Source organism: Hyphomonas jannaschiana VP2, from assembly GCF_000685215.1.
GTDB lineage: Bacteria > Pseudomonadota > Alphaproteobacteria > Caulobacterales > Hyphomonadaceae > Hyphomonas > Hyphomonas jannaschiana.
The window spans coordinates 55,514-73,715 of the sequence record NZ_ARYJ01000006.1; the positions used below are offsets into that span (position 1 = coordinate 55,514).

General features: G+C 61.3%; 14 protein-coding genes and 1 riboswitch. Of the genes, 2 read left to right on the top strand and 12 right to left on the bottom strand.

The genetic code is table 11. The annotated features are described in order from the left end of the window. Positions 1–22 precede the first annotated feature (22 nt). Positions 23–1,804, bottom strand: a complete 1,782-nt coding sequence (locus HJA_RS10620) for an acyl-CoA dehydrogenase C-terminal domain-containing protein (protein WP_035581970.1) — start codon at positions 1,802–1,804, stop codon at positions 23–25. A gap of 96 nt (positions 1,805–1,900) precedes the next feature. Beyond that, positions 1,901–2,380: a MerR family transcriptional regulator gene (locus tag HJA_RS10625; protein ID WP_051597584.1), complete on the bottom strand. Its 480-nt coding sequence runs from the start codon at positions 2,378–2,380 to the stop codon at positions 1,901–1,903. A gap of 237 nt (positions 2,381–2,617) precedes the next feature. Here HJA_RS10625 and HJA_RS10630 point away from each other — a divergent pair, with 237 nt between their 5' ends. After that, positions 2,618–6,250 (top strand): peptidoglycan-binding protein, encoded by a 3,633-nt coding sequence (locus HJA_RS10630; protein ID WP_035581972.1) that lies wholly within the window; start codon positions 2,618–2,620, stop codon positions 6,248–6,250. Positions 6,251–6,261: 11 nt separating this feature from the next. Here the strand turns inward: HJA_RS10630 and HJA_RS10635 are convergent, their stop codons facing one another. The 3 genes from HJA_RS10635 to HJA_RS10645 all read right to left on the bottom strand — a co-directional run bounded on the left by HJA_RS10635 (position 6,262) and on the right by HJA_RS10645 (position 9,366). Then, positions 6,262–7,533 (bottom strand): amidohydrolase family protein, encoded by a 1,272-nt coding sequence (locus HJA_RS10635; RefSeq protein WP_035581975.1) that lies wholly within the window; start codon positions 7,531–7,533, stop codon positions 6,262–6,264. Next, the gene (locus HJA_RS10640) at positions 7,530–8,954 is read right to left on the bottom strand and encodes an amidohydrolase (RefSeq protein WP_081814652.1); all 1,425 of its coding nucleotides are present in this window, start codon (positions 8,952–8,954) and stop codon (positions 7,530–7,532) included. Before HJA_RS10640 ends, HJA_RS10635 begins: the two co-directional genes overlap by 4 nt. Positions 8,955–9,033: 79 nt before the next feature. Then, a complete protein-coding gene (locus HJA_RS10645; protein WP_035581977.1) occupies positions 9,034–9,366 on the bottom strand; it encodes a hypothetical protein in 333 nt (110 codons plus the stop codon). Between the two features lie 162 nt (positions 9,367–9,528). On the opposite strand from HJA_RS10645, the gene HJA_RS10650 reads away from it, so the two are divergent. After that, entirely contained in the window at positions 9,529–10,899 is a 1,371-nt protein-coding gene (locus HJA_RS10650) for an acyltransferase family protein (RefSeq protein ID WP_035581979.1), read from the top strand. A gap of 7 nt (positions 10,900–10,906) precedes the next feature. Here the strand turns inward: HJA_RS10650 and gcvPB are convergent, their stop codons facing one another. The 7 genes from gcvPB to HJA_RS10685 all read right to left on the bottom strand — a co-directional run bounded on the left by gcvPB (position 10,907) and on the right by HJA_RS10685 (position 18,172). Further along, positions 10,907–12,481 carry an aminomethyl-transferring glycine dehydrogenase subunit GcvPB gene (gcvPB, locus tag HJA_RS10655; protein ID WP_035581981.1) on the bottom strand — a complete coding sequence of 525 codons (1,575 nt, stop codon included), beginning with the start codon at positions 12,479–12,481 and terminating at the stop codon, positions 10,907–10,909. A gap of 1 nt (position 12,482) precedes the next feature. After that, a complete protein-coding gene (locus tag HJA_RS10660; protein WP_035581984.1) occupies positions 12,483–12,860 on the bottom strand; it encodes a DUF2513 domain-containing protein in 378 nt (125 codons plus the stop codon). Further along, positions 12,860–14,203 carry an aminomethyl-transferring glycine dehydrogenase subunit GcvPA gene (gene gcvPA, locus HJA_RS10665; RefSeq protein WP_035581988.1) on the bottom strand — a complete coding sequence of 448 codons (1,344 nt, stop codon included), beginning with the start codon at positions 14,201–14,203 and terminating at the stop codon, positions 12,860–12,862. The genes HJA_RS10660 and gcvPA overlap by 1 nt, the downstream gene beginning before the upstream one ends. A 29-nt stretch (positions 14,204–14,232) precedes the next feature. Then, a complete protein-coding gene (gcvH, locus tag HJA_RS10670) occupies positions 14,233–14,622 on the bottom strand; it encodes a glycine cleavage system protein GcvH (RefSeq protein WP_035581991.1) in 390 nt (129 codons plus the stop codon). Between the two features lie 12 nt (positions 14,623–14,634). Next, complete coding sequence (gcvT, locus tag HJA_RS10675; RefSeq protein WP_035581993.1) at positions 14,635–15,792, bottom strand: glycine cleavage system aminomethyltransferase GcvT; 1,158 nt, start codon at positions 15,790–15,792, stop codon at positions 14,635–14,637. Between the two features lie 148 nt (positions 15,793–15,940). Next, positions 15,941–16,032, bottom strand: a riboswitch (glycine riboswitch). A 104-nt stretch (positions 16,033–16,136) separates the two neighbouring features. Then, positions 16,137–17,159, bottom strand: coding sequence for an endonuclease/exonuclease/phosphatase family protein (locus tag HJA_RS10680; RefSeq protein ID WP_035581996.1), 1,023 nt, complete (start codon positions 17,157–17,159; stop codon positions 16,137–16,139). Then, positions 17,159–18,172, bottom strand: coding sequence for a hypothetical protein (locus tag HJA_RS10685; RefSeq protein WP_035581999.1), 1,014 nt, complete (start codon positions 18,170–18,172; stop codon positions 17,159–17,161). Before HJA_RS10685 ends, HJA_RS10680 begins: the two co-directional genes overlap by 1 nt. Positions 18,173–18,202 lie beyond the last annotated feature (30 nt).

An 18,202-nucleotide genomic window follows, 5' to 3' on the forward strand; every position in this document is an offset into this window, starting at 1 on the left:
TCCAAAACAGGAAAGATTCGCCTCAGAAGGCGTCCGCTTCCAGATCCATCAGAGGTGCCGCACCCGTCTTCACTTTTGCGAGATGCGCGGCGCCGTCCGGCAGAAGACGCTCAACGAAGTACCGACCCGTCGCCAGCTTCTGCTCGTAGAAGGGCTCTTTGCCCTTGCTCTCCAGAGCCACCTTGGCCATCTGCGCCCACATGTAGGCCAGAGCGGTCAGGCCGAACAGGTGCAGGTAGTCATGGCTGGACGCCCCTGCATTATTGAAATCGGACATACCGTTCTGCATCAGCCACATCGTGCCTTCCTGCAGTTCGGCTTTGATCGACTGAAGACCTTCGACAAACAACGCCAGCTCTTCATTGCCCTCATTCGCGGCAACAAACTCATCCACATCAGAGAAGAACGAGAATACGGCCCGACCACCATTGGCAGCGAGCTTCCGTCCAACCAGGTCCAGCGCCTGAACACCGTTCGTACCTTCATAGATCGTGGTGATCCGGCAGTCGCGAACGATCTGTTCCATACCCCATTCCCGGGTAAAGCCAGAGCCGCCATGCAGCTGTAGCGCCCAGTTGGCACACTCATAGCCCTTGTGCGTGAGGTAGGCTTTCACCACTGGCGTCAGCAGCGCCATATAATCCGAAGACTTTTCGCGCACGCCTTCTTCCGGCGCCTTGTGCTGGAGGTCAGCCTGGAAGGCCGTCCAGTAGGTGAAACAGCGCGCTCCCTCAATGAAGGCCTTCTGATCCATCAGCATGCGGCGCACATCCGGGTGCACGATGATCGGGTCGGCCGGCTGGTCTGGCGACTTCACACCGGTCAGGGAACGGCCCTGCACCCGATCGCGCGCAAAGTCTGCCGCGTTCTGATAAGCCAGTTCGGCCTGGGACAGGCCCTGCAGACCAACGCCCAGGCGCGCTTCGTTCATCATCACGAACATGGTGCGCATGCCTTTATGCTCCTCGCCGACGAGAAAGCCGGTCGCGCCGTCATAGTTCATGACACAGGTCGCGTTGCCATGGATGCCCATTTTCTCTTCGAGGCCACCACAGGAGCAGGCATTGCGCTCGCCGATGGAGCCGTCTTCACCGACCATGTATTTCGGCACGAGGAACAGCGAGATACCCTTGATCCCTTCAGGGCCGCCTTCGATGCGGGCCAGGACGAGGTGAATGATGTTCTCGGTGAGATCCTGCTCGCCACCGGAAATCCAGATCTTCTGGCCTGTGATTTTATAAGTGCCATCCGGCTGGGGCACGGCTTTAGTCTTGATCAGGCCGAGATCGGTACCGCACTGCGGCTCGGTCAGGTTCATTGTGCCGGCCCATTCGGCCGACGCCATTTTCGGACCGTACTTGGCCTTTAGTTCGTCAGAGCCACCCGCCATCAGCGCCTGGAAGGCGCCATGCGTCAGCCCCGGGTACATGCCGAATGCCATGTTCGCGGAGGAGACCATTTCCGTCCACGCAATATTCACGACATGCGGCAAGCCCTGCCCGCCCATTTCCGGATCGACGGAGAGGAGCGGCCATCCGCCTTCAACCAGCTGCTTGTAGGCATCGGGAAAGCCATCCGGCGTCTTCACACTGGCATCATCGCTACGCACACAGCCCTGCCGGTCGCCCACAGCGTTCAGCGGGTACAGCACTTCCTTCGCGAACTTGCCGCCTTCCTCAAGAATCGCGCTGACCAGATCGGGTGTCACTTCCTCGAAACCCGGCAGGTTCGAATAATTCTGGATCTGAAGCACTTCCTGTAGAATGAAGCGCATATCGCGGATCGGGGCGTCATAACGAGGCATCGTGCATGTCCTTTAATGCGTGAAGGGCGACTACCACTTTCGTAGCGCGCCCTTCTGGAAAGGTCTTTCTAATATAGCGGAAACCCGCCTTACAGATCAGACTTCGTCAAGCTGGCGACGCGCCACAGCCTCATAAGCGGCAGCCTGGCGCTTGCCTTCTTCGCTCGGACCGACCTGGTCGACCAGGCCTTCCAGCCAGACGATGCCCTTGCGGAGTTCGCCCAGCGCGGTGTCGATGTCTTCGCGCTGGATCTCCAGCTCTTTCACCTGCTTGCGGAATTTTTCCAGCATCATGCGCGTCTGCGCCCGCTTGCCGTCATTCAGCGCATAGAGATCGAGGATCTCGCGGATGTCGGCCAGCGGCAAACCAAGACGCTTCAGGCGGACAATGATCGTCAGCCGGGCGCGGTCACGGTTCGAGTAGACCCGCATCATGCCGTCACGCGCCGGGTGCAGCATGTCTTTGTCTTCATAGAAACGCAGAGCACGCGGTGTCACCCCGAACTCCCGGGCGAGTTCAGAGATCGTGTAGGTGCGGGAATCTGCAGCGGAAATCGAGGGATGCTTGTGTGACATAAGGATAGCTTAGATCAAACCTTACGCGAACGTCAACGTAAGCTGCGAATAAATTTTGCGCCACACAAGGGCTCAGGCCCGATTAACCGGAAATTACCCCTCGGTTATCAGATTAATCGGAAATCTTTACCTTTAACCTCCCCTTAAGACGGCGCCTGCCATCACACACTGGGAAAATGAACAAAACCGCCCGTTTCATTAACCGGAACGGGTGGGTTGGCTGTCAGGAGTATGGGGATGAGTCAGTCAGGCACAGGAGCCGCGAAAGGGATCGACCAGCGCGCCCGGGAAGCCGCCAGAGAGGCCGCTCGCTCGGAGGGCCTGACGCTGGGCGAGTACCTGGACCGGCTGATGAAGGCTCCCGCCGGCAGCCCTCAACCGAACGAAGTGCCCGCTCCGTCGGACGCACACCGCCCCCGTCCGGATTCCAGAGATGAAGTCCTGGAGCGGCTGACCCGCCGGATCGAAGCCACCGAAGCCCGTTCGGCCATGGCCATTACCAGCATGGATCACACGATCCACGACCTGGTCGGCCGTTTGGAGGATACCCAGCAAACCACCGCAGCCATTGCCGGGCATGTCGAAGGTGTGATCGACCAGCTGCGGGAAACCCATGACGCCCTGAAACAAAAGGTCCGCCGGCTGGAAGAGGACGACTCCCGGCAGGAAAACCTGGAAGCGCTTAAGGCGCTGGAAAGTGCGCTCGGCAAACTGGCCAGCCATGTTTACGAAGAAAATGAGCTGGCAGAGCAGGAAACACAGGCGATCAAGGGCCGCGTGGAATCCGGCTTCATGGACATCATCGAACGCGTCGAATCCATGGAGACGCGTGTTGAGAGCAGCCGGACGGAAACAGCCGATCAGATCAAGCAAGGCGTGGAACAGGCGGCCCTCCGCGCGGAAGGGGTCGCGCGCCAGGTTTCTGAACGTGTGGACGGGCTCGAAACCGAAGTTCATGAGCGCCTCGCTGCGCTGAGCGACCGCGAAGAACGCCTCGAAGCCACCGAAACGCGCGTGGAGGCCATCGAAACGGACGTATCGAGCGCGCTCGACTCGCTCGATATGCGTTTCGACCAGATCCAGAACAGGCTGACGCGTGCGGAAACCACGACCGATTCTGCGCTAAAGAATCTGGAATCAACCGTATCCAGCCTCGACGAACGGGTCGGTGACGTCGCCAGCAAGATGGATCCTGATCTTGCTGACCGCCTGCGCAGCGAATTTGAGTCCCGCCTGGAAGACATGATGTCCTCCGTCCGCGAGACCGTGGATTCGGTCCGCCAGGAACTGGCAGAAGAGATCGCGCGCACAGCAACGAATGCCGGTGAAGAGGCGATTGCTGAGATGAAGGACACACTTGGCGGCATGCAGGAGCGGCTGGAAGCCAGCGAAGAACGCCAGGCCGGCGCGATCGAAAAAGTGTCCGAGCAAGTCGGCGCGCTCAATGAAACTTTCGACACACGTCTGCGCGAGGTCGAAGAACGTAGCGACGCTGCAACCGGCGAAGCGGTTCGCGAGGAAATCGAACGCCTCGGCAAAACGGTCAGCGACAGGATAGATGAGCTGGCAGAGGATCTGACCCAGCGCGTCAATGACAGCGAGACTCGCAGTGCCGAGGCGATCGAACAGATCGGCGATCAGGTTGCTGCCGCCACCAACCGCCTGCAGACCCGTCAGAACGAAGCAATCAAATCGCTTGCCGAGCAGGTTGACGAGAACCGCCGCAAAGCAGACGAGCGCCTGTCCGACGCCCTGGCAGGTGTGACCGAACGCCTGGAACAGATGCAGTCGCAGGCGAACGAGTCGCTCTCCCCTGTTCAGAAAGCCATTGCGATGCTGGCCGCCCGGCTGGAAAACCTGGAGGACGGCACATCGCCGGCTGGCGCCCCTGTCGATCTGGATACCGTTCCGGCAAGTCTTGCAAACGTTGATGATGATCCGTTGTCGGACGGCCAGTTTGAAGCCTTTGAACACGCCGATGATCTGGAATCCTTCGAGGATTTCGACACATTCAGTGCATTTGCAGACCTGGAAACGGCAGACGAACCGGACACCGATGTCGCTCCAGTGGTCACGCTGCCTGAGGCAGTGGAAGCGGCTCCTGAAATGGAGGCCCCGGCAGACTCCCTGTCCGAAACGGCCGAAGACACAATGGGCGTCGCGTTCGAAGATGACGCAGACTATGGGCTTGAGCCCGAAGAGGAAGGCGATGCCGAAACTTTCGAAGCAGGCATCGAGTCCTGGAGTGCCAATGCAGAACAGGGCTCCCAACCAGAAACTGCTGACTCGTTTGAGGACGATTTCGATGCCATCCGCGCGGCCGTGGAAGGCCTGAGCTTTGCCACACAGGAAGCAGAAACCGGCAACCTCTCCGAAGAAACTGCTGCGGCAGGCCATGAAGACGGCATAGACGAGACGGATTTTGAAGCCGGTCTGGATATGCTTGAAGACGAAACCGAAGACGATGACCTCATCGATCCGCTTGACGCTCTGGCCGGACTCGAGGACCTCGACGAAGCTCATACCGAAGCCCGCGACTCCGACATCTTCGACGATGAGGAATTCGAGGTCCTGGATCTGCCGTCGGCTGATACGCCTGAGCTGGAAACGGAAGCCACCGTGGACACAGACGCCAAGCCTGAAGACGACAAGGAGCTGGACGCCGACACCGCAGACTATCTGACCCGCGCGCGCAAAGCGGCCATGGCGGCCAGCTTCGGCAAGAACAGCGCCCAAACCGTCAGCGCTTCAGGGCGCCTGATGGTCCGGATGACGTCCGGTGGCGGGTCCGGCCGCCTGCCCCTGATTGCCGCCGCATCCGCTGTCGCTGTCGCGGGTGTCGCGGCTGGTGGTTACCTCTATATCCGCGGCAAACAGGACGCGCCGGTGCAGGCCGTACCTGCAAGCACCTATGTCGACCCGGGCGCCACGGAGATGGCTGAGCCTGTCCCCGAGATGACGGCTAAAGAGTCGTCTGCCGAAGAGACCTCTGTCGCGGGTATGGAAGAAGACCTGTTCGGCGAACCAGCAAGACCGGCCGCACCGGCCCGTTATGCGCCGGTTCCACCCGTCGTGACCGTGCAGGCTTCGGCTGCCGCCGGAAACTACATCGCCCAATACCAGCTGGCGCAGGAAAAGCTGACAGCCGGCGACTATGCCGATGGCGCCGCTCTCATGCGCAAAGCCGCACAGAAAGGCCTGCCAATCGCCCAATACGCGCTCGCCAAGCTGCATGAGCGCGGAACCGGCGTTCCGAAGGATCTCTCGCTCGCGCGGGAATGGACGGAAAAGGCCGCCATGGGCGGGAACGTCAAAGCCATGCACGATCTTGCCGTCTTCATGGCCGAGGGCGAAGGCGGTGAACAGACCTATGCCGGTGCTGTGGAGTGGTTCCGCAAAGGCGCCGAATATGGCGTGGTCGACAGCCAGTACAATCTCGGCGTCCTTTATGAGCAAGGTCTCGGCATCAGCCCGAACCTGACCGAATCCCTGTTCTGGTTCGACGTCGCCAACCGCAATGGCGACGGCGGCGCGCCTGCCAAGATTGCGCAACTGATCGAACGCGTTTCACCGGAAGCCGCCGCCCAGGCCCGTAGCCGCGCCGCAAGCTGGCAGCCCGCCACAGCAAACGCGATTGCTAATGGCCGCTTCGGTGCCCAGCCATGGAATTTGGGGAACCCGCTCCAGATTCAGGCTATCCAGAAAGCGCTGAATGCCCTGGGCTACGCCGCCGGCACACCGGACGGCATCATGGGGAATGGAACGGCCACAGCCATCCGTGAATATCAGATCTCCAACAACCTGCCAGTTACCGGCACGGTTACCGAAGACCTGATCGATACACTCAACGCCGGCGCAACGGCCAGCTGACCTCCCCGCCCTTAAGGCTTCACATAAGCGTAGGGGCGGTCTTCCTTGTCGAGCGACAGATACCGGTCGCGCAGTTCCGTCTGCCGTGAACGCATCTCCTGCGGTTCACCATCGATGAAAACAGCGTCGGCATTGGTGGTCACTTCCAGAGGATCGCCATCCCACGCCACGACATCAGCATGCGCGCCCGGCGCGAGAATGCCGTAGCCGGACAGTCCGTAGATCGAAGCCGGGGTCACGGTGAGCGCCTTCATGGCATCGTCCCAGTCCATGCCATTCGCCACAGCGTTGCCGGCAATCTGCGTCATGAGACGCGCCAGATGAGTGGAGTCATCGAGATTGACGATCGCCACCGGAACGCCAGCCGCATCGAGACGGGCAGCATTTTCCTGCGTCGCCGCGAGTTGGGAGAAGCTGGCGGGAAGATTGGCAAAGCCGTCCACGATCACGGGAATCTTCAACTTGGCGAGCCGGTCTGCGACACGCCAGCCTTCGTCCGCTCCCAGGATCGCGAACGTTAAATTCCGGTTCGACTCTGCAAGGTCCATCACGGCGTTCAGGTCCGTGGCGCTTCGGGCATCGATCAGAATTAGCTGACGCCCGCGCGCTGCCGGAGCAAGCGCCTCGGCATCTCGGCGCGAGAGGACGTCGCCCTCCCCGCCCGCCAGATAGCGCGTCGGATAGGCCCGGGCATCGTCAAAGGCGGCTCGTAGCTGGGCCCAAGCCGCCGGGCGCGAGCCGCCTGCCAGCCCTGCCCCGCCTTCACCGAGCGTGATGAAGGTGAACGCCTCTTCTTTGAGGTCCGTATCCTGAGCGCCGCTGGTATCTGCAATGAATCCCTGACCGGCAAACAGGTTTGTCGATGGCTGCGGTGCGACGGCGACACGCGTTACCCCGCCAAGGCGGCTGACATCGACGGCTGTGTCATCAGGATTGAACCCGTCGGATGCGTCAAGAGACGCCGAGAAGCCGGACATGGCCGCCACGGCGTCATTGGTCGAATCCTCGGCATCCACTTCGATAATCCCGGTCCGCGAAAAGGCCGAGATCAGGCCGGGCGTCACCCATTCCGCGCTGATCACCTCAGCCCCCTCAGGCTTCGCCATCGTCGAGGGGCCAACCGCCATGATCGTGCCGTTCCGGATGACGACAATGCCGTTTTCAATGGTGCCGGCATCGGTACCCGTCCACACCTTCTTGCCTTCGACCACATAGGTTTGCGCGGAAGCACCGAACGCTGCCACGACCGCGATTGCCGCACCTGCCATCAGCTTGCGGATCATTTCATGTCTCCTTCGCCAGGCTGGCCGAGCTCAAAGTCCCGCACGGGACGCGCGGCATTGTCAGTACGGTCATACATCAGCGCACCGTCGATAAAGACCTGGTCAGCCTTGGTGTAGACGCTGAACGGATTGCCGGACCAGATGACCACATCAGCCATCTTCCCGGGCTTCAGCGAACCGGTGCGCGCATCGATGCCAAGCGATTTGGCCGGGTTCAGTGACAACCACTCCCAAGCCTCCTCGATGGGTACGTCAATGCCGACGCGCTTGCCGTCGGCCCACGCCTTGGCGGCTTCCTGGTTCAGGCGTTGAATACCGATGTCGCTGTCAGAATGCACAATCGCGCAGGCACCGGCATTATGGACCATCGGAATGTTTTCCGGGATGCCGTCATAGGCTTCCATCTTGAAGCCCCACCAGTCCGCCCACATGGAGGAACAGGCGCCATAGTCCGCCAGCTTGTCAGCGATCTTGTAGCTCTCGACAGCATGGTGGAAGGCCGTAACCTTGTAGCCAAACTCCTTCGACAGATCCATGATCTGCGCCATCTCGTCGGCGCGGTAGCAATGCATGTGGACCAGGATTTCGCCCGCCAGAACACCGGCCAGCGTATCCAGTTCGAGGTCCCGGGCCGGCATCTCACCGCCCTCGGCCGAATACTTGTCCCACTTGCGCTTGTACTCGGCGGCCTTGATCCAGGCTGTCCGGTACCCGGCCATATTACCCATGCGGGAAAACGGCGCCCCGCCCGGAATGCTGCCATTGCCATAGCCGTAGACCCGTTTCGGGTTTTCCCCGCAGGCCATCTTCAGCGTATAAGGCGCCGCTGGGAATTTCATTCCCTGCACCGTTCGGGCAGGCACATTCTTCAACGTGATGCCGCGACCGCCAAACAGGTTGGCGCTGCCCGGAAGAACCTGCAGCGATGTGACGCCGCCTGCCAGCGCCCGGTCAAACCCCGGATCCTGCGGCCAGATGCCATGCTCAACCCAGACTTCAGCGGTCACCGGGCCGGAAATTTCGTTGCCATCCTGATGCGCCGAAACCGAGGGAGACGGATAAGCGCCAAGGTGGCTGTGATTGTCGATGATTCCCGGAGTTACCCAGCGGCCGGACGCATCGATGACCGTCGAGCCTTCAGGTGCTTCCAGATCGGCACCGATGGCCGAGATCTTACCGTCCTGAAGTAGCAGGCTACCATTATCGATCTTCGCGCCTTCCCCATCCAGTATGGTCGCGTTCGTGATCAGGACGGGCGCGTTGGGGAACGCTTCGTAAGTCGACGGATAAGGGTCTGGGTCGAACGGCTCATTCGGCGTAAACGGCTTGATCGCAGGTCCATCGCTTTCCCCGCTACCGCCGCATGCGGTCAGGAATATGGCTGCTGCAGCAAGCGCAACCCAGTTCCGTCTGATCATCATTCTTAGCCCCGGCTTTGCCCGTTTCGTACCTGTTCCATAGAGCGCGGATCAGGCAGCGCCGCAAGGCACGCGGCCGGATTCAGTCTGCCTGAGGCTGCAGATGATCCCGCTTTTCACGGCCAAAGACCAGCCGCATCAGCCAGCTCGGGGCAAACCGCTCGACCCGCGGGTGCCGCGTGAGAATGCCTTCCATCCAGCGTCGTCCCCAGACCGAGTTCCGGCCGAGCAGGATCACGCCGATGATCGCCAGAGGCAGGCCGATGGGCAGGAATGGCGTGGCCATGCCGACCGGGATTGCCACCACAATATGCATCAGTCCCAGAACCGCCAGCATCTGACGGAAAAGGCCCCCGACATGCCGGCGGGCCATATCAATCGGCTTTCGAAGGAAACCGGCAGAGGAGTCAGTCATTGGGGGCTCGGTTGAGGACATGCAGAGGATATGGGTTCAGAGCAAATTCATTGCCAAGTAAAATCACCGGGATGTGTCCAAAGTCTGGCAACCGCGTTGCGTGGTTGCTACACATCTGCCTAGAAATAGATCGCCGGGAGGGCGCCGGACAGCGAGGCCAGTATGAAATTGCAGTCCATTCAGGCGCTTCGGGGCCTCGCGGCGCTGCTGGTCCTGATCTTTCATATCCATGAACTTGAAGTGCTGGCCATTGCTGACAACAACCTGACGGAGCGGGCCTGGGTCGGCGGCCTCTTCACTAATGGCTATGCCGGCGTAGACCTGTTCTTCGTCATCTCCGGTTTCATCATGGTGTTCGTCACACGCAACACTGTGCCGGGTCCAAAACAGGCTGCCGACTTCCTCTTCGCCCGGGTGACACGCATCTACCCGGTCTGGTGGGCGTTCGCCGGATGTATGACCATCTATATGCTCGCCGCCTATGGCATGAGCGGCCAGAGCGCCGGCTGGCAGAAGGCATCATTTGGCCAGCCGGCGCTGCCCTTCCTGGTGAAGTCCTTCCTGCTCGTCCCGCAGCCGGCGTTCCCGATCCTCAATGTCGGCTGGACGCTGGTTCACGAAGTCTATTTCTACGCCGTCTTCACACTGTTCCTGCTGCTTCCCAGAAAATGGCTGCCTCTCCTGATTGGCGGCTGGGCAGTACTGGTGACCGCCGGAGGCGTTATCGGATTGTCAGCCCCCTTCGCGATGAACTGGGTTGCCCTGGCCTTCCACCCAATGACACTGGAATTCATTCTCGGCGCCGTCGCAGGCCTCGCCATCACGAACGGCCTGATCTGGCGCAGTGGCACGCTGACCCTTCTTGCCACTTTGTGGCTCCTGGCGGCACTTTGTTATCAGGGACAGGAAACTGCCTTCCTGCTCGAATGGGGCCGCGTCCTCTGGTACGGACTGCCAGCTGCGCTTCTGATCTATGCCGTCGCAGGGCTGGACATGCATGACCGGCACGCCTGGCTTTTCCCTGCACTTGTCGGCTGGTTTGTAACCCTGGCACTGTTTCAGCTCACCGGTATTGATGGTGACAGCCCTGACAGCGCTCGGCGCGATGCAACGCTCCTGACCGTCACCGTTGGCGGGATCGGCATGCTCGCCGTCATCTGGTTTGGCTGGCTGCTGGGTCAGGGCGCACCAGACCTCCTGCTGCGAGCCCGAGCATTCCTGCGCCCACTCCTGAGCGCAGCCGTCAAGCTCGGCGACTGGTCGTTCGCCTTGTACCTGTCGCACCTGATTGTGCTGAGCGCCCTGCGCCGGATTTTCGCGATGCTTGGACAGTCAGACAGCCTGGCACCTGTTTTCCGCCTCGGGCATCCCGGCGTACTGGACAATTTTGCCTACGCTGCCAGCGGCATTGCGCTCACAATCGCTGCTTCCTGGCTCAGCTACCGGATGTATGAATCCCCGCTCAACGTCCTGTTCGGACGTCTTCGCAAAGCGCTGTTCCGCCGGGACCGTTCCGAAACGGCCCCGGCCTGAACATTCCCTATTCAGCCGCAACCGGCGGCGCGACGACTGGCTCTTCCCATTTGAGCACGGGCTTACGGGCCGCTTTGGTTTCATCCAGCCGGCGCATCGGCGCAAGGTATGGCGCGCCTTTCAGCGCTTCGTCACCCTGGGCTGCCCGGCGGGCAATGGATTCCAGCGCATCGCAGAACCGGTCCAGCTCCGCTTTCGACTCCGACTCCGTCGGCTCGATCAGCATGGCGCCATGCACGACCAGCGGGAAATACATCGTCATCGGATGGTATCCCTCATCGATCAGCGCCTTGGCGATGTCGATTGTCTCGATGCCTTCTGCCGTGAACGCATCCGAGAACAGCGCCTCGTGCATGCAGTAGCCGTCAAACGGCGCGGTCATCACGCTCTTGAGGCGTGCCTGGACATAGTTGGCATTCAGCACGGCATCTTCAGACGCCTGCTTCAGGCCATCAGCGCCATGGCTGAGAATATAGGTCAGCGCCCGCACGAACATGCCCATCTGGCCATGGAACGCCGCCATCCGGCCAAAGCTTTCGGACGCAACGCCTTCGATGTCCTCAACAAGGCGGAACATGCCGTCGGCATCCTTCACCACGAACGGCACCGGCGCATACGGCGCGAGCGCTTCGGACAGGACTGTCGGGCCAGAGCCCGGGCCGCCACCGCCGTGCGGCGTGGAGAATGTCTTGTGAAGATTGATATGCATCGCATCGATACCGAGATCGCCCGGTCGCACCCGGCCGACGATGGCGTTGAAGTTCGCACCGTCGCAGTAGAAATAGCCGCCCGCCTCATGGATCAGGTCGGCGATTTCCTTGATGTCGGTTTCGAACAGGCCGCACGTATTCGGGTTGGTCAGCATGATACCGGCAATGTCGTCAGACTTTTCCAGCTTCGCTTTCAGGTCTTCCATATCGACGCGGCCGCGCTTGTTCGCCTTGATCTCGTCAACGATAAAGCCGCACTGGACGGCCGTCGCAGGGTTCGTTCCGTGGGCGGACTCCGGGACGAGAACGCGCTTGCGGGTCTCGACTTCGCCGCGCGCGATCAGCGCCTGACGGATCGTCATCATACCGCAGAACTCGCCATGCGCGCCGGCTTTCGGGCTCATCGCCACAGCCGGCATATTGGTCAGCGTCTTCAGCCAGGTCGCCAGTTCGTCGATCAGCTCGAGTGCGCCCTGCACCGTCGCCTGCGGCTGCAGCGGGTGGATGTCACCAAAACCCGGCAGGCGCGCGATCTTCTCGTTGAGGCGCGGATTGTGCTTCATCGTACAGCTGCCCAGCGGGAACAGGCCGAGGTCGATGGCATAGTTCTTCTGGCTGAGGCGCATGTAGTGGCGCACCGCCTGAGGCTCGGACAGGCCCGGCAGGCCGGTCGGCTGCTTGCGCGCCACGCCGCCGAGACGGTTCTTCGTGCCTTTCGGCGCCGGCAGGTCGACGCCGGTCGTCTCCGGCGTGCCGATCTCGAAGATCAGACCTTCCGCCTGCAGAAGACCACGCGACCCGGAAACGGTTTCAATGGAGGACATGGAGACAGACTCCGGAGTGGTGGGACGGCCCTGAGTGTTCATCGTCATGTTAAACTTCAACTCCTGTGAGTCGTTTGATCTGCGTTTTGATCAGTCCTTTTGCAAGATCACCTAGAAGGTCGATCGTAAAGCCACCAGCCGAAGCCGCCGCTTCCTTTGTCTTACGCCAGACTTCGTCATCTCGCACAGAGTCGAGAAAATCATAACCAGCCGCAGTAATGCGGCCGACATCAACACTTTCGTCGCACGCTTGTTGTTCGTGTGCGATGTAACCAAGGTCCTCAAGTACAAGAACGTGTGACCACATCACCTCTTCAAAATTGGGATGAGGTAAATCTTCGGGCGTTAGCGTGACTATCAACCCATCATCACTCTTAGCTTCCGCGGCCAACAGAATCTTACGAAGGAGGTCGGCATCTCTCTTCATCAGATGATCTCCTTCAGGGCGGCGGCGTAAGCGGCGATGTCTTCCTGTGTTGTGCATTCTGTCGCAGCGCAAAGGATTACGTCGCCCATATGGTCGCCCGGGAACAAGCGGCTGGCGCGGACGCCGCCAACAATGCCCGCTTCGTCCAGCATGGCGAGCACGGCTTCGGCATTCATCGGCGTGCGGAACGCAAACTCGTTGAAGAAGCGCGGCGTCAGGATTTCGACACCCGGCACAGCGGCCAGCGCATCCGCAAGGTCACAGGCGGCTTCATGGTTCAGCACGGCCAGCTGTTCCAGCCCCTTTCCGCCCAGCAGGGTCATATGCGCGGTGAAGGCCAGCGTACAGAGACCGGAATTCGTACAAATGTTCGACGTCGCCTTGTCGCGGCGGATATGCTGCTCCCGCGTCGAGAGCGTCAGCACGAAGCCGCGCTTGCCATCGGCATCGGTCGTCTCACCGCAAAGCCGCCCCGGCATCTGGCGCACCAGCTTCTGCGTACAGGCGAAGAGGCCCACATAAGGCCCGCCGAAGTTCAGGCCGTTGCCGATGGACTGGCCCTCGCCGACGGCAATGTCCGCGCCCATTTCACCGGGCGGCGTCACGAGGCCGAGCGAAACCGCTTCGGTAAACACTGAGACCAGCAGTGCGCCCTTGCCATGCGCCGCTTCGGCCACCGGCGAGAGATCCGTCACCGTGCCGAACGTGTTCGGCGACTGGCCGATCAAGCAGGCTGTCTGGTCGTCCACAGCATCGGCCAGCGCCAGTTCGCCGTCGATGGCGTGCTCGAGCTGCACAACCTCGATGCCCTGCGCCTCGCACAGCATTTTCGTTGCCGCAGCATAGTGCGGATGCAGGCCGCCGGAGAGGATCACCTTCTTGCGGCGCGTCGCCCGCGTCGCCATTACGGCCGCTTCGGCACAGGCGGTCGAGCCGTCATACATGGAAGCGTTGGCCACATCCATCGCCGTGAGGGCCGCAACCTGGGTCTGGAATTCGAACAGGGTCTGCAGCGTGCCCTGGGCGATTTCCGGCTGGTAAGGCGTATAGGTCGTCAGGAATTCGGAGCGCTGGATGATCATGTCCACGCTGGCCGGCACGTGATGCTTGTAAGCCCCGGCGCCGACGAAGAACGGGCCGGACGAAGCCGCGCGGTTCTTGGCGGCAAGCTTCGACATGTGCCGCTCAACGGCGAGTTCCCCCTGATGGTTTGGCAGGCCGTCCACCGTGCCGTGCAGGCGGGCGCTCTCGGGAACATCCGCATAAAAATCATCGACCGACTTCGCGCCGATCGTTTTCAGCATGTCTGCGCGGTCGTCCGCTGTCAGGGGGAGGTATCGCATTCCGGTACTCCGTCTGTGAGGCTCTGGCCTCAGAGGGTTTCGCAATAGGCCTTGTAAGCGGCCTCATCCATCAGGCCGGCGATCTCGGCGCCGTCCTTGATTTCGAGGACGCAGAACCAGCCTTTTTCAGTCGGGGATTCGTTCACCGTCTCCGGCTTGTCGCCGAGCGCCGGATTGACCTCGACCACTTTACCGTGGATCGGGGCGTAGACGTCGGAGGCAGCCTTGACGGACTCGACGACAGCCATGTCGTCACCCGGTGCGAACTCGGCACCGACCTCTGGCAGTTCTACGAAGACGATGTCGCCGAGTGCGTTTTCGGCATAGTGCGTGATGCCCACAGTGGCGAGGTCGTTGTGAACCGTCACCCATTCATGGTCCTTGGTGTAGAAGGTCGTCGGCTGTGTGTAGCGGGTCATGGGGTCTGGCTCCTATCGCTTATAATTATGCGGAACAAAGGGAAGATCGGCGACGACAGCCGGGCGCGCCTTGCCGCGCACCATCAGCTGGACTTCGGTGCCGGGTTCGGTGTGGGCGCTGGCGATATATCCCATAGCGACCGGGTGGCCGACCGTGGGACCGAAACCGCCGGACGTGATCACGCCGACCTTCTCGTCGCCGATGAAGATTTCCGTACCTTCGCGGGCCGGAGCGCGTTCCAGCGGCTTGATGCCGACGCGCTTGCGGGCCGGACCTTCGCTCCGCTCCCGGAGAATGCGTTCTGCGCCAGGAAAATCGCCCGCCTCACGGCGGCGTTTCTGGATCACCCAGCCAAGGTCGGCTTCGATGGGCGACGTTGCAGGATCCAGGTCATGGCCGTAGAGGCAGAGCCCCGCTTCAAGGCGCAATGAGTCCCGCGCGCCGAGGCCGATCGGCTTTACGCGCTCGTCGGTCAGCATTTCCCTGACCAGCGGAAGGCCGGCTTCCGGTTTCACCAGCACTTCAAACCCGTCTTCGCCGGTATAGCCGCAGCGCGAGACGATGCAGCGCGTGCCGTTCAGCTCAAACGGCATGTGGTGCATGAACTTGAGGTCCTCGCAGCCGGGAAAGAAATCCTTCATCACATCGGCCGCTTCCGGCCCCTGAAGGGCGAACAGGATGCGGTCATCGGCGCGGGTCAGCACGGCGCGTCCGGCGAGCTTCTCTTCGAAGATCGCCCAGTCCTGCTCCTTCATCGCGCCGTTGACGACGATGTAGAGACTGCCCTGCGCGTCATCGCCAATCGGGCGCGTGATGATCAGGTCGTCCAGAATGCCGCCTTCTTCGTTCAGCAGCACGGTAAGACGCGCCTGGCCCTGTTTCAGGCTGGTGATGTCGCTCGGGACCAGTTCCTCGATCATCGCCGCGATCTTGGCGTGGGCTTCATCGCCGCCGCCGATCCCGTCTTCGAGGGTCAGGAAGCACGGGCCCATGTGGGAGACGTCGAACAGGCCGGCATGCGCCCGCGTCCAGTTATGCTCTTCCATCACGCCGTCCGGGAACTGGACCGGCATTTCATAGCCGGCGAACGGCACCAGCTTCGCCCCGCACTCTTCGTGCAGGTCATAAAGCGGAGTCCGCTTCAGTGTCTCGGTGGTTGTCTCACCCATTGGCGCCCTCATCACAGGAGACGTCAGCGGCCATGGCCGCGTTTCCGTCGCCCCCGCTGTCTCGGCGCCTGAGAGATTCCGCCCGATTACTCCGGGCTTGCTCCTTCGGCGAGGTGGCGCCAGATGGCCCGCCTCTTTCCAGCGTGTTGGTTCTCTCCCGGCCCTTTTGCCTGAGCGTTTCCGGGGCGGTTGCGCCTTCGGCGGCGGGGTTTGATACCCGCTCTCTCCCGGGAGGAACTGAACTTTCCCCCTGCTAGCGTGGAATCATGAGGCCAGCAAGCGCGCACAGGCGCGGAACCTGCGCAATCCACAGGCCTGCCTCCGATTAAGGCGCTTGCCGATGCCTATTCTTCGCGGCGCAGCGTGAACAGGACCGGCTGGTGGTCTGTATATTGGAAACCAAGATCGAAGCCCTTGGCCGATTCGAGCATGACATTCGGTGACAGCAGCAAGCCGTCGATATTGGTCGTGTAGTTCCGGCCGGCCTCATAAGGCTGCTCATTGGTGCGGACGCTCGGCACGGCCGGGTCGATTGCCAGCTGCCAGCCCTCTTTCAGTTCTTCCCGAGGGAAGTCATGAATCCAGAACTGGGCAGAATCGTCTGCCGTATAGGCGAAATCCGTCGGCGCGAGGCGCATGTTCCAGTCCCCGCCCACCGCGACGGCTTTGCCCTGCTGGTAGTAGCTGTCAGCAAGGTCCAGCACTTCGCGCAACTGCACCATCCGCGTGTTCGCGCCCTCATCGAACGCCGAAAGGTGGACATTGATCAGCACCCAGGGCTGGCCTGAAACGTCCAGCTCCGTCACCTGCACATGATAGCGTCGCTTGATGAAGCCCATGATCGTGCCGGGCTCTTCCGCAATGCGAATAATCTCTGTCGGCTCGTGCGCCACCCGCATGAAGGTGCCGAGGCCATGCTTCAGCGACATCGGCCCCGGAAAGAAGCGCGTCCGGATGTCGGAGGAGAAGAACATCGAATAATCGGCCAGCGTGTCCTTTACGCCGCCCAGCACATCCACACCCATGGTCAGGAAGCCCGGCCCGGCCAGTTCCTGCATCAGCACGACATCCGGCTCGGCCTGTTTCAGCACGCCCTGAATGCCGGCAAGATTCTTCTTCACCACATCCTTGCCGGGCGGACGCAGCATCTCGCCGCCATCGGCCTTGAAGTCCGATTCCTCGCCGAGGCCCGCATAGCCGATGTTCCAGACCATGACATAAAGCGGCTCGTTCGCCGGCGGCGACTGGTCCGCCGGCGTGGCGACCTTTGTCGGAATGGTTTTGTCGGACAAGGTCACGCACCCCGCTAGCAACAGATAGACCAGCGCTAACCCAAACAGGACGAGGGGTATATAGAAGCGTCGCATCAGTGGCCTTCCGCCCTCGCGATTTCGCCGGGGCTTTCATCCGCCTCGGGACGGTTGAATTGCTGTGCAACCCATTGTGCCAGACCCAGAGCGGCCGCCACGCCGCCCCATTCGCTGGAAATGCGGGTGACAAAGCTGAGCAGCGATTTCTGGTCCATCATCTCCACCATGATTTCCGAGTATCGGATCACATAGTCCGGATGCATCTTTGCCGCCTGTGGGCGCAGCGCCGCCATGGCGTCGACATATTGCGTAATCACCGCGGAATAATTGCCGACATAGGTCCAGATCCCCACGGCCAGCACGGCCATCAGGCCGATCAGGGTCGAGATCATGGTCAGCAACACGGCGTTGTTGATGAACAGGCTGCGCAGCGGCGTCAGCCGGATCGCGAGGTTGATGGCGAAGATCCCGGCCATGAACATGAAGACCGGCGTCATGCTCTCTTCGGCCACCGAGAGAAGCGACTGCATGTCGAGATAGGAAAACTCGATACTGCGGATGAGGTCGCCATTGCCCACGCCCGGCCCTGCGGGCAGGCCGGCAATTGCCGCATCCGCCAGCGATGACAGGTTCTGCGTGTCGGCTATGGCCTGCATCACCAGAAGCGCCACGACCACAGCACCGACGGCAAAGACGATCAGGCTGTAAACGCCATAGACGAGGTAAGTGAAGAACAGGCGCCAGCGCTCGTCCGGCTCTGCGGCAAACGCCGTCCGGATGCCGTGAATATAGACAACGAGGCCAACGACAACCGCCGCCACGCCCACAGGCACCGGATGATCCATGATCAGGCTGGCGAGGCTCACATCCTTGCCGGCGCTGTCGATCAGCCAGACCATCGCCGCCGCGAAGCTGACGATCGCGATTTCGCCATAAGCCCCGCTGGTGCGGCGGACGGTCTTGCCGACCCGGAAGCGCAACGAATGCCGCTTCACCCAGATCGGACCGGCGATGACATAGGCCAGCACGACCGTCGCCACGGCAGTCAGCCATGCAATGAGAAGGATCAAAACGGAACTCCCCGCTGGTTCACGCCATTT

Coding starts and splice junctions, on each gene's coding strand:
- HJA_RS10635 (WP_035581975.1), bottom strand. CDS start 7,533: ATGATCCGCAAGCTGATGGCAGGTGCGGCAATCGCGGTCGTGGCAGCG.
- gcvH (WP_035581991.1), bottom strand. CDS start 14,622: ATGACCCGCTACACACAGCCGACGACCTTCTACACCAAGGACCATGAA.
- HJA_RS10630 (WP_035581972.1), top strand. CDS start 2,618: ATGAGTCAGTCAGGCACAGGAGCCGCGAAAGGGATCGACCAGCGCGCC.
- HJA_RS10625 (WP_051597584.1), bottom strand. CDS start 2,380: ATGTCACACAAGCATCCCTCGATTTCCGCTGCAGATTCCCGCACCTAC.
- HJA_RS10640 (WP_081814652.1), bottom strand. CDS start 8,954: ATGATGATCAGACGGAACTGGGTTGCGCTTGCTGCAGCAGCCATATTC.
- HJA_RS10680 (WP_035581996.1), bottom strand. CDS start 17,159: ATGCGACGCTTCTATATACCCCTCGTCCTGTTTGGGTTAGCGCTGGTC.
- HJA_RS10645 (WP_035581977.1), bottom strand. CDS start 9,366: ATGACTGACTCCTCTGCCGGTTTCCTTCGAAAGCCGATTGATATGGCC.
- gcvPB (WP_035581981.1), bottom strand. CDS start 12,481: ATGACGATGAACACTCAGGGCCGTCCCACCACTCCGGAGTCTGTCTCC.
- HJA_RS10660 (WP_035581984.1), bottom strand. CDS start 12,860: ATGAAGAGAGATGCCGACCTCCTTCGTAAGATTCTGTTGGCCGCGGAA.
- gcvPA (WP_035581988.1), bottom strand. CDS start 14,203: ATGCGATACCTCCCCCTGACAGCGGACGACCGCGCAGACATGCTGAAA.
- HJA_RS10620 (WP_035581970.1), bottom strand. CDS start 1,804: ATGCCTCGTTATGACGCCCCGATCCGCGATATGCGCTTCATTCTACAG.
- HJA_RS10650 (WP_035581979.1), top strand. CDS start 9,529: ATGAAATTGCAGTCCATTCAGGCGCTTCGGGGCCTCGCGGCGCTGCTG.
- gcvT (WP_035581993.1), bottom strand. CDS start 15,792: ATGGGTGAGACAACCACCGAGACACTGAAGCGGACTCCGCTTTATGAC.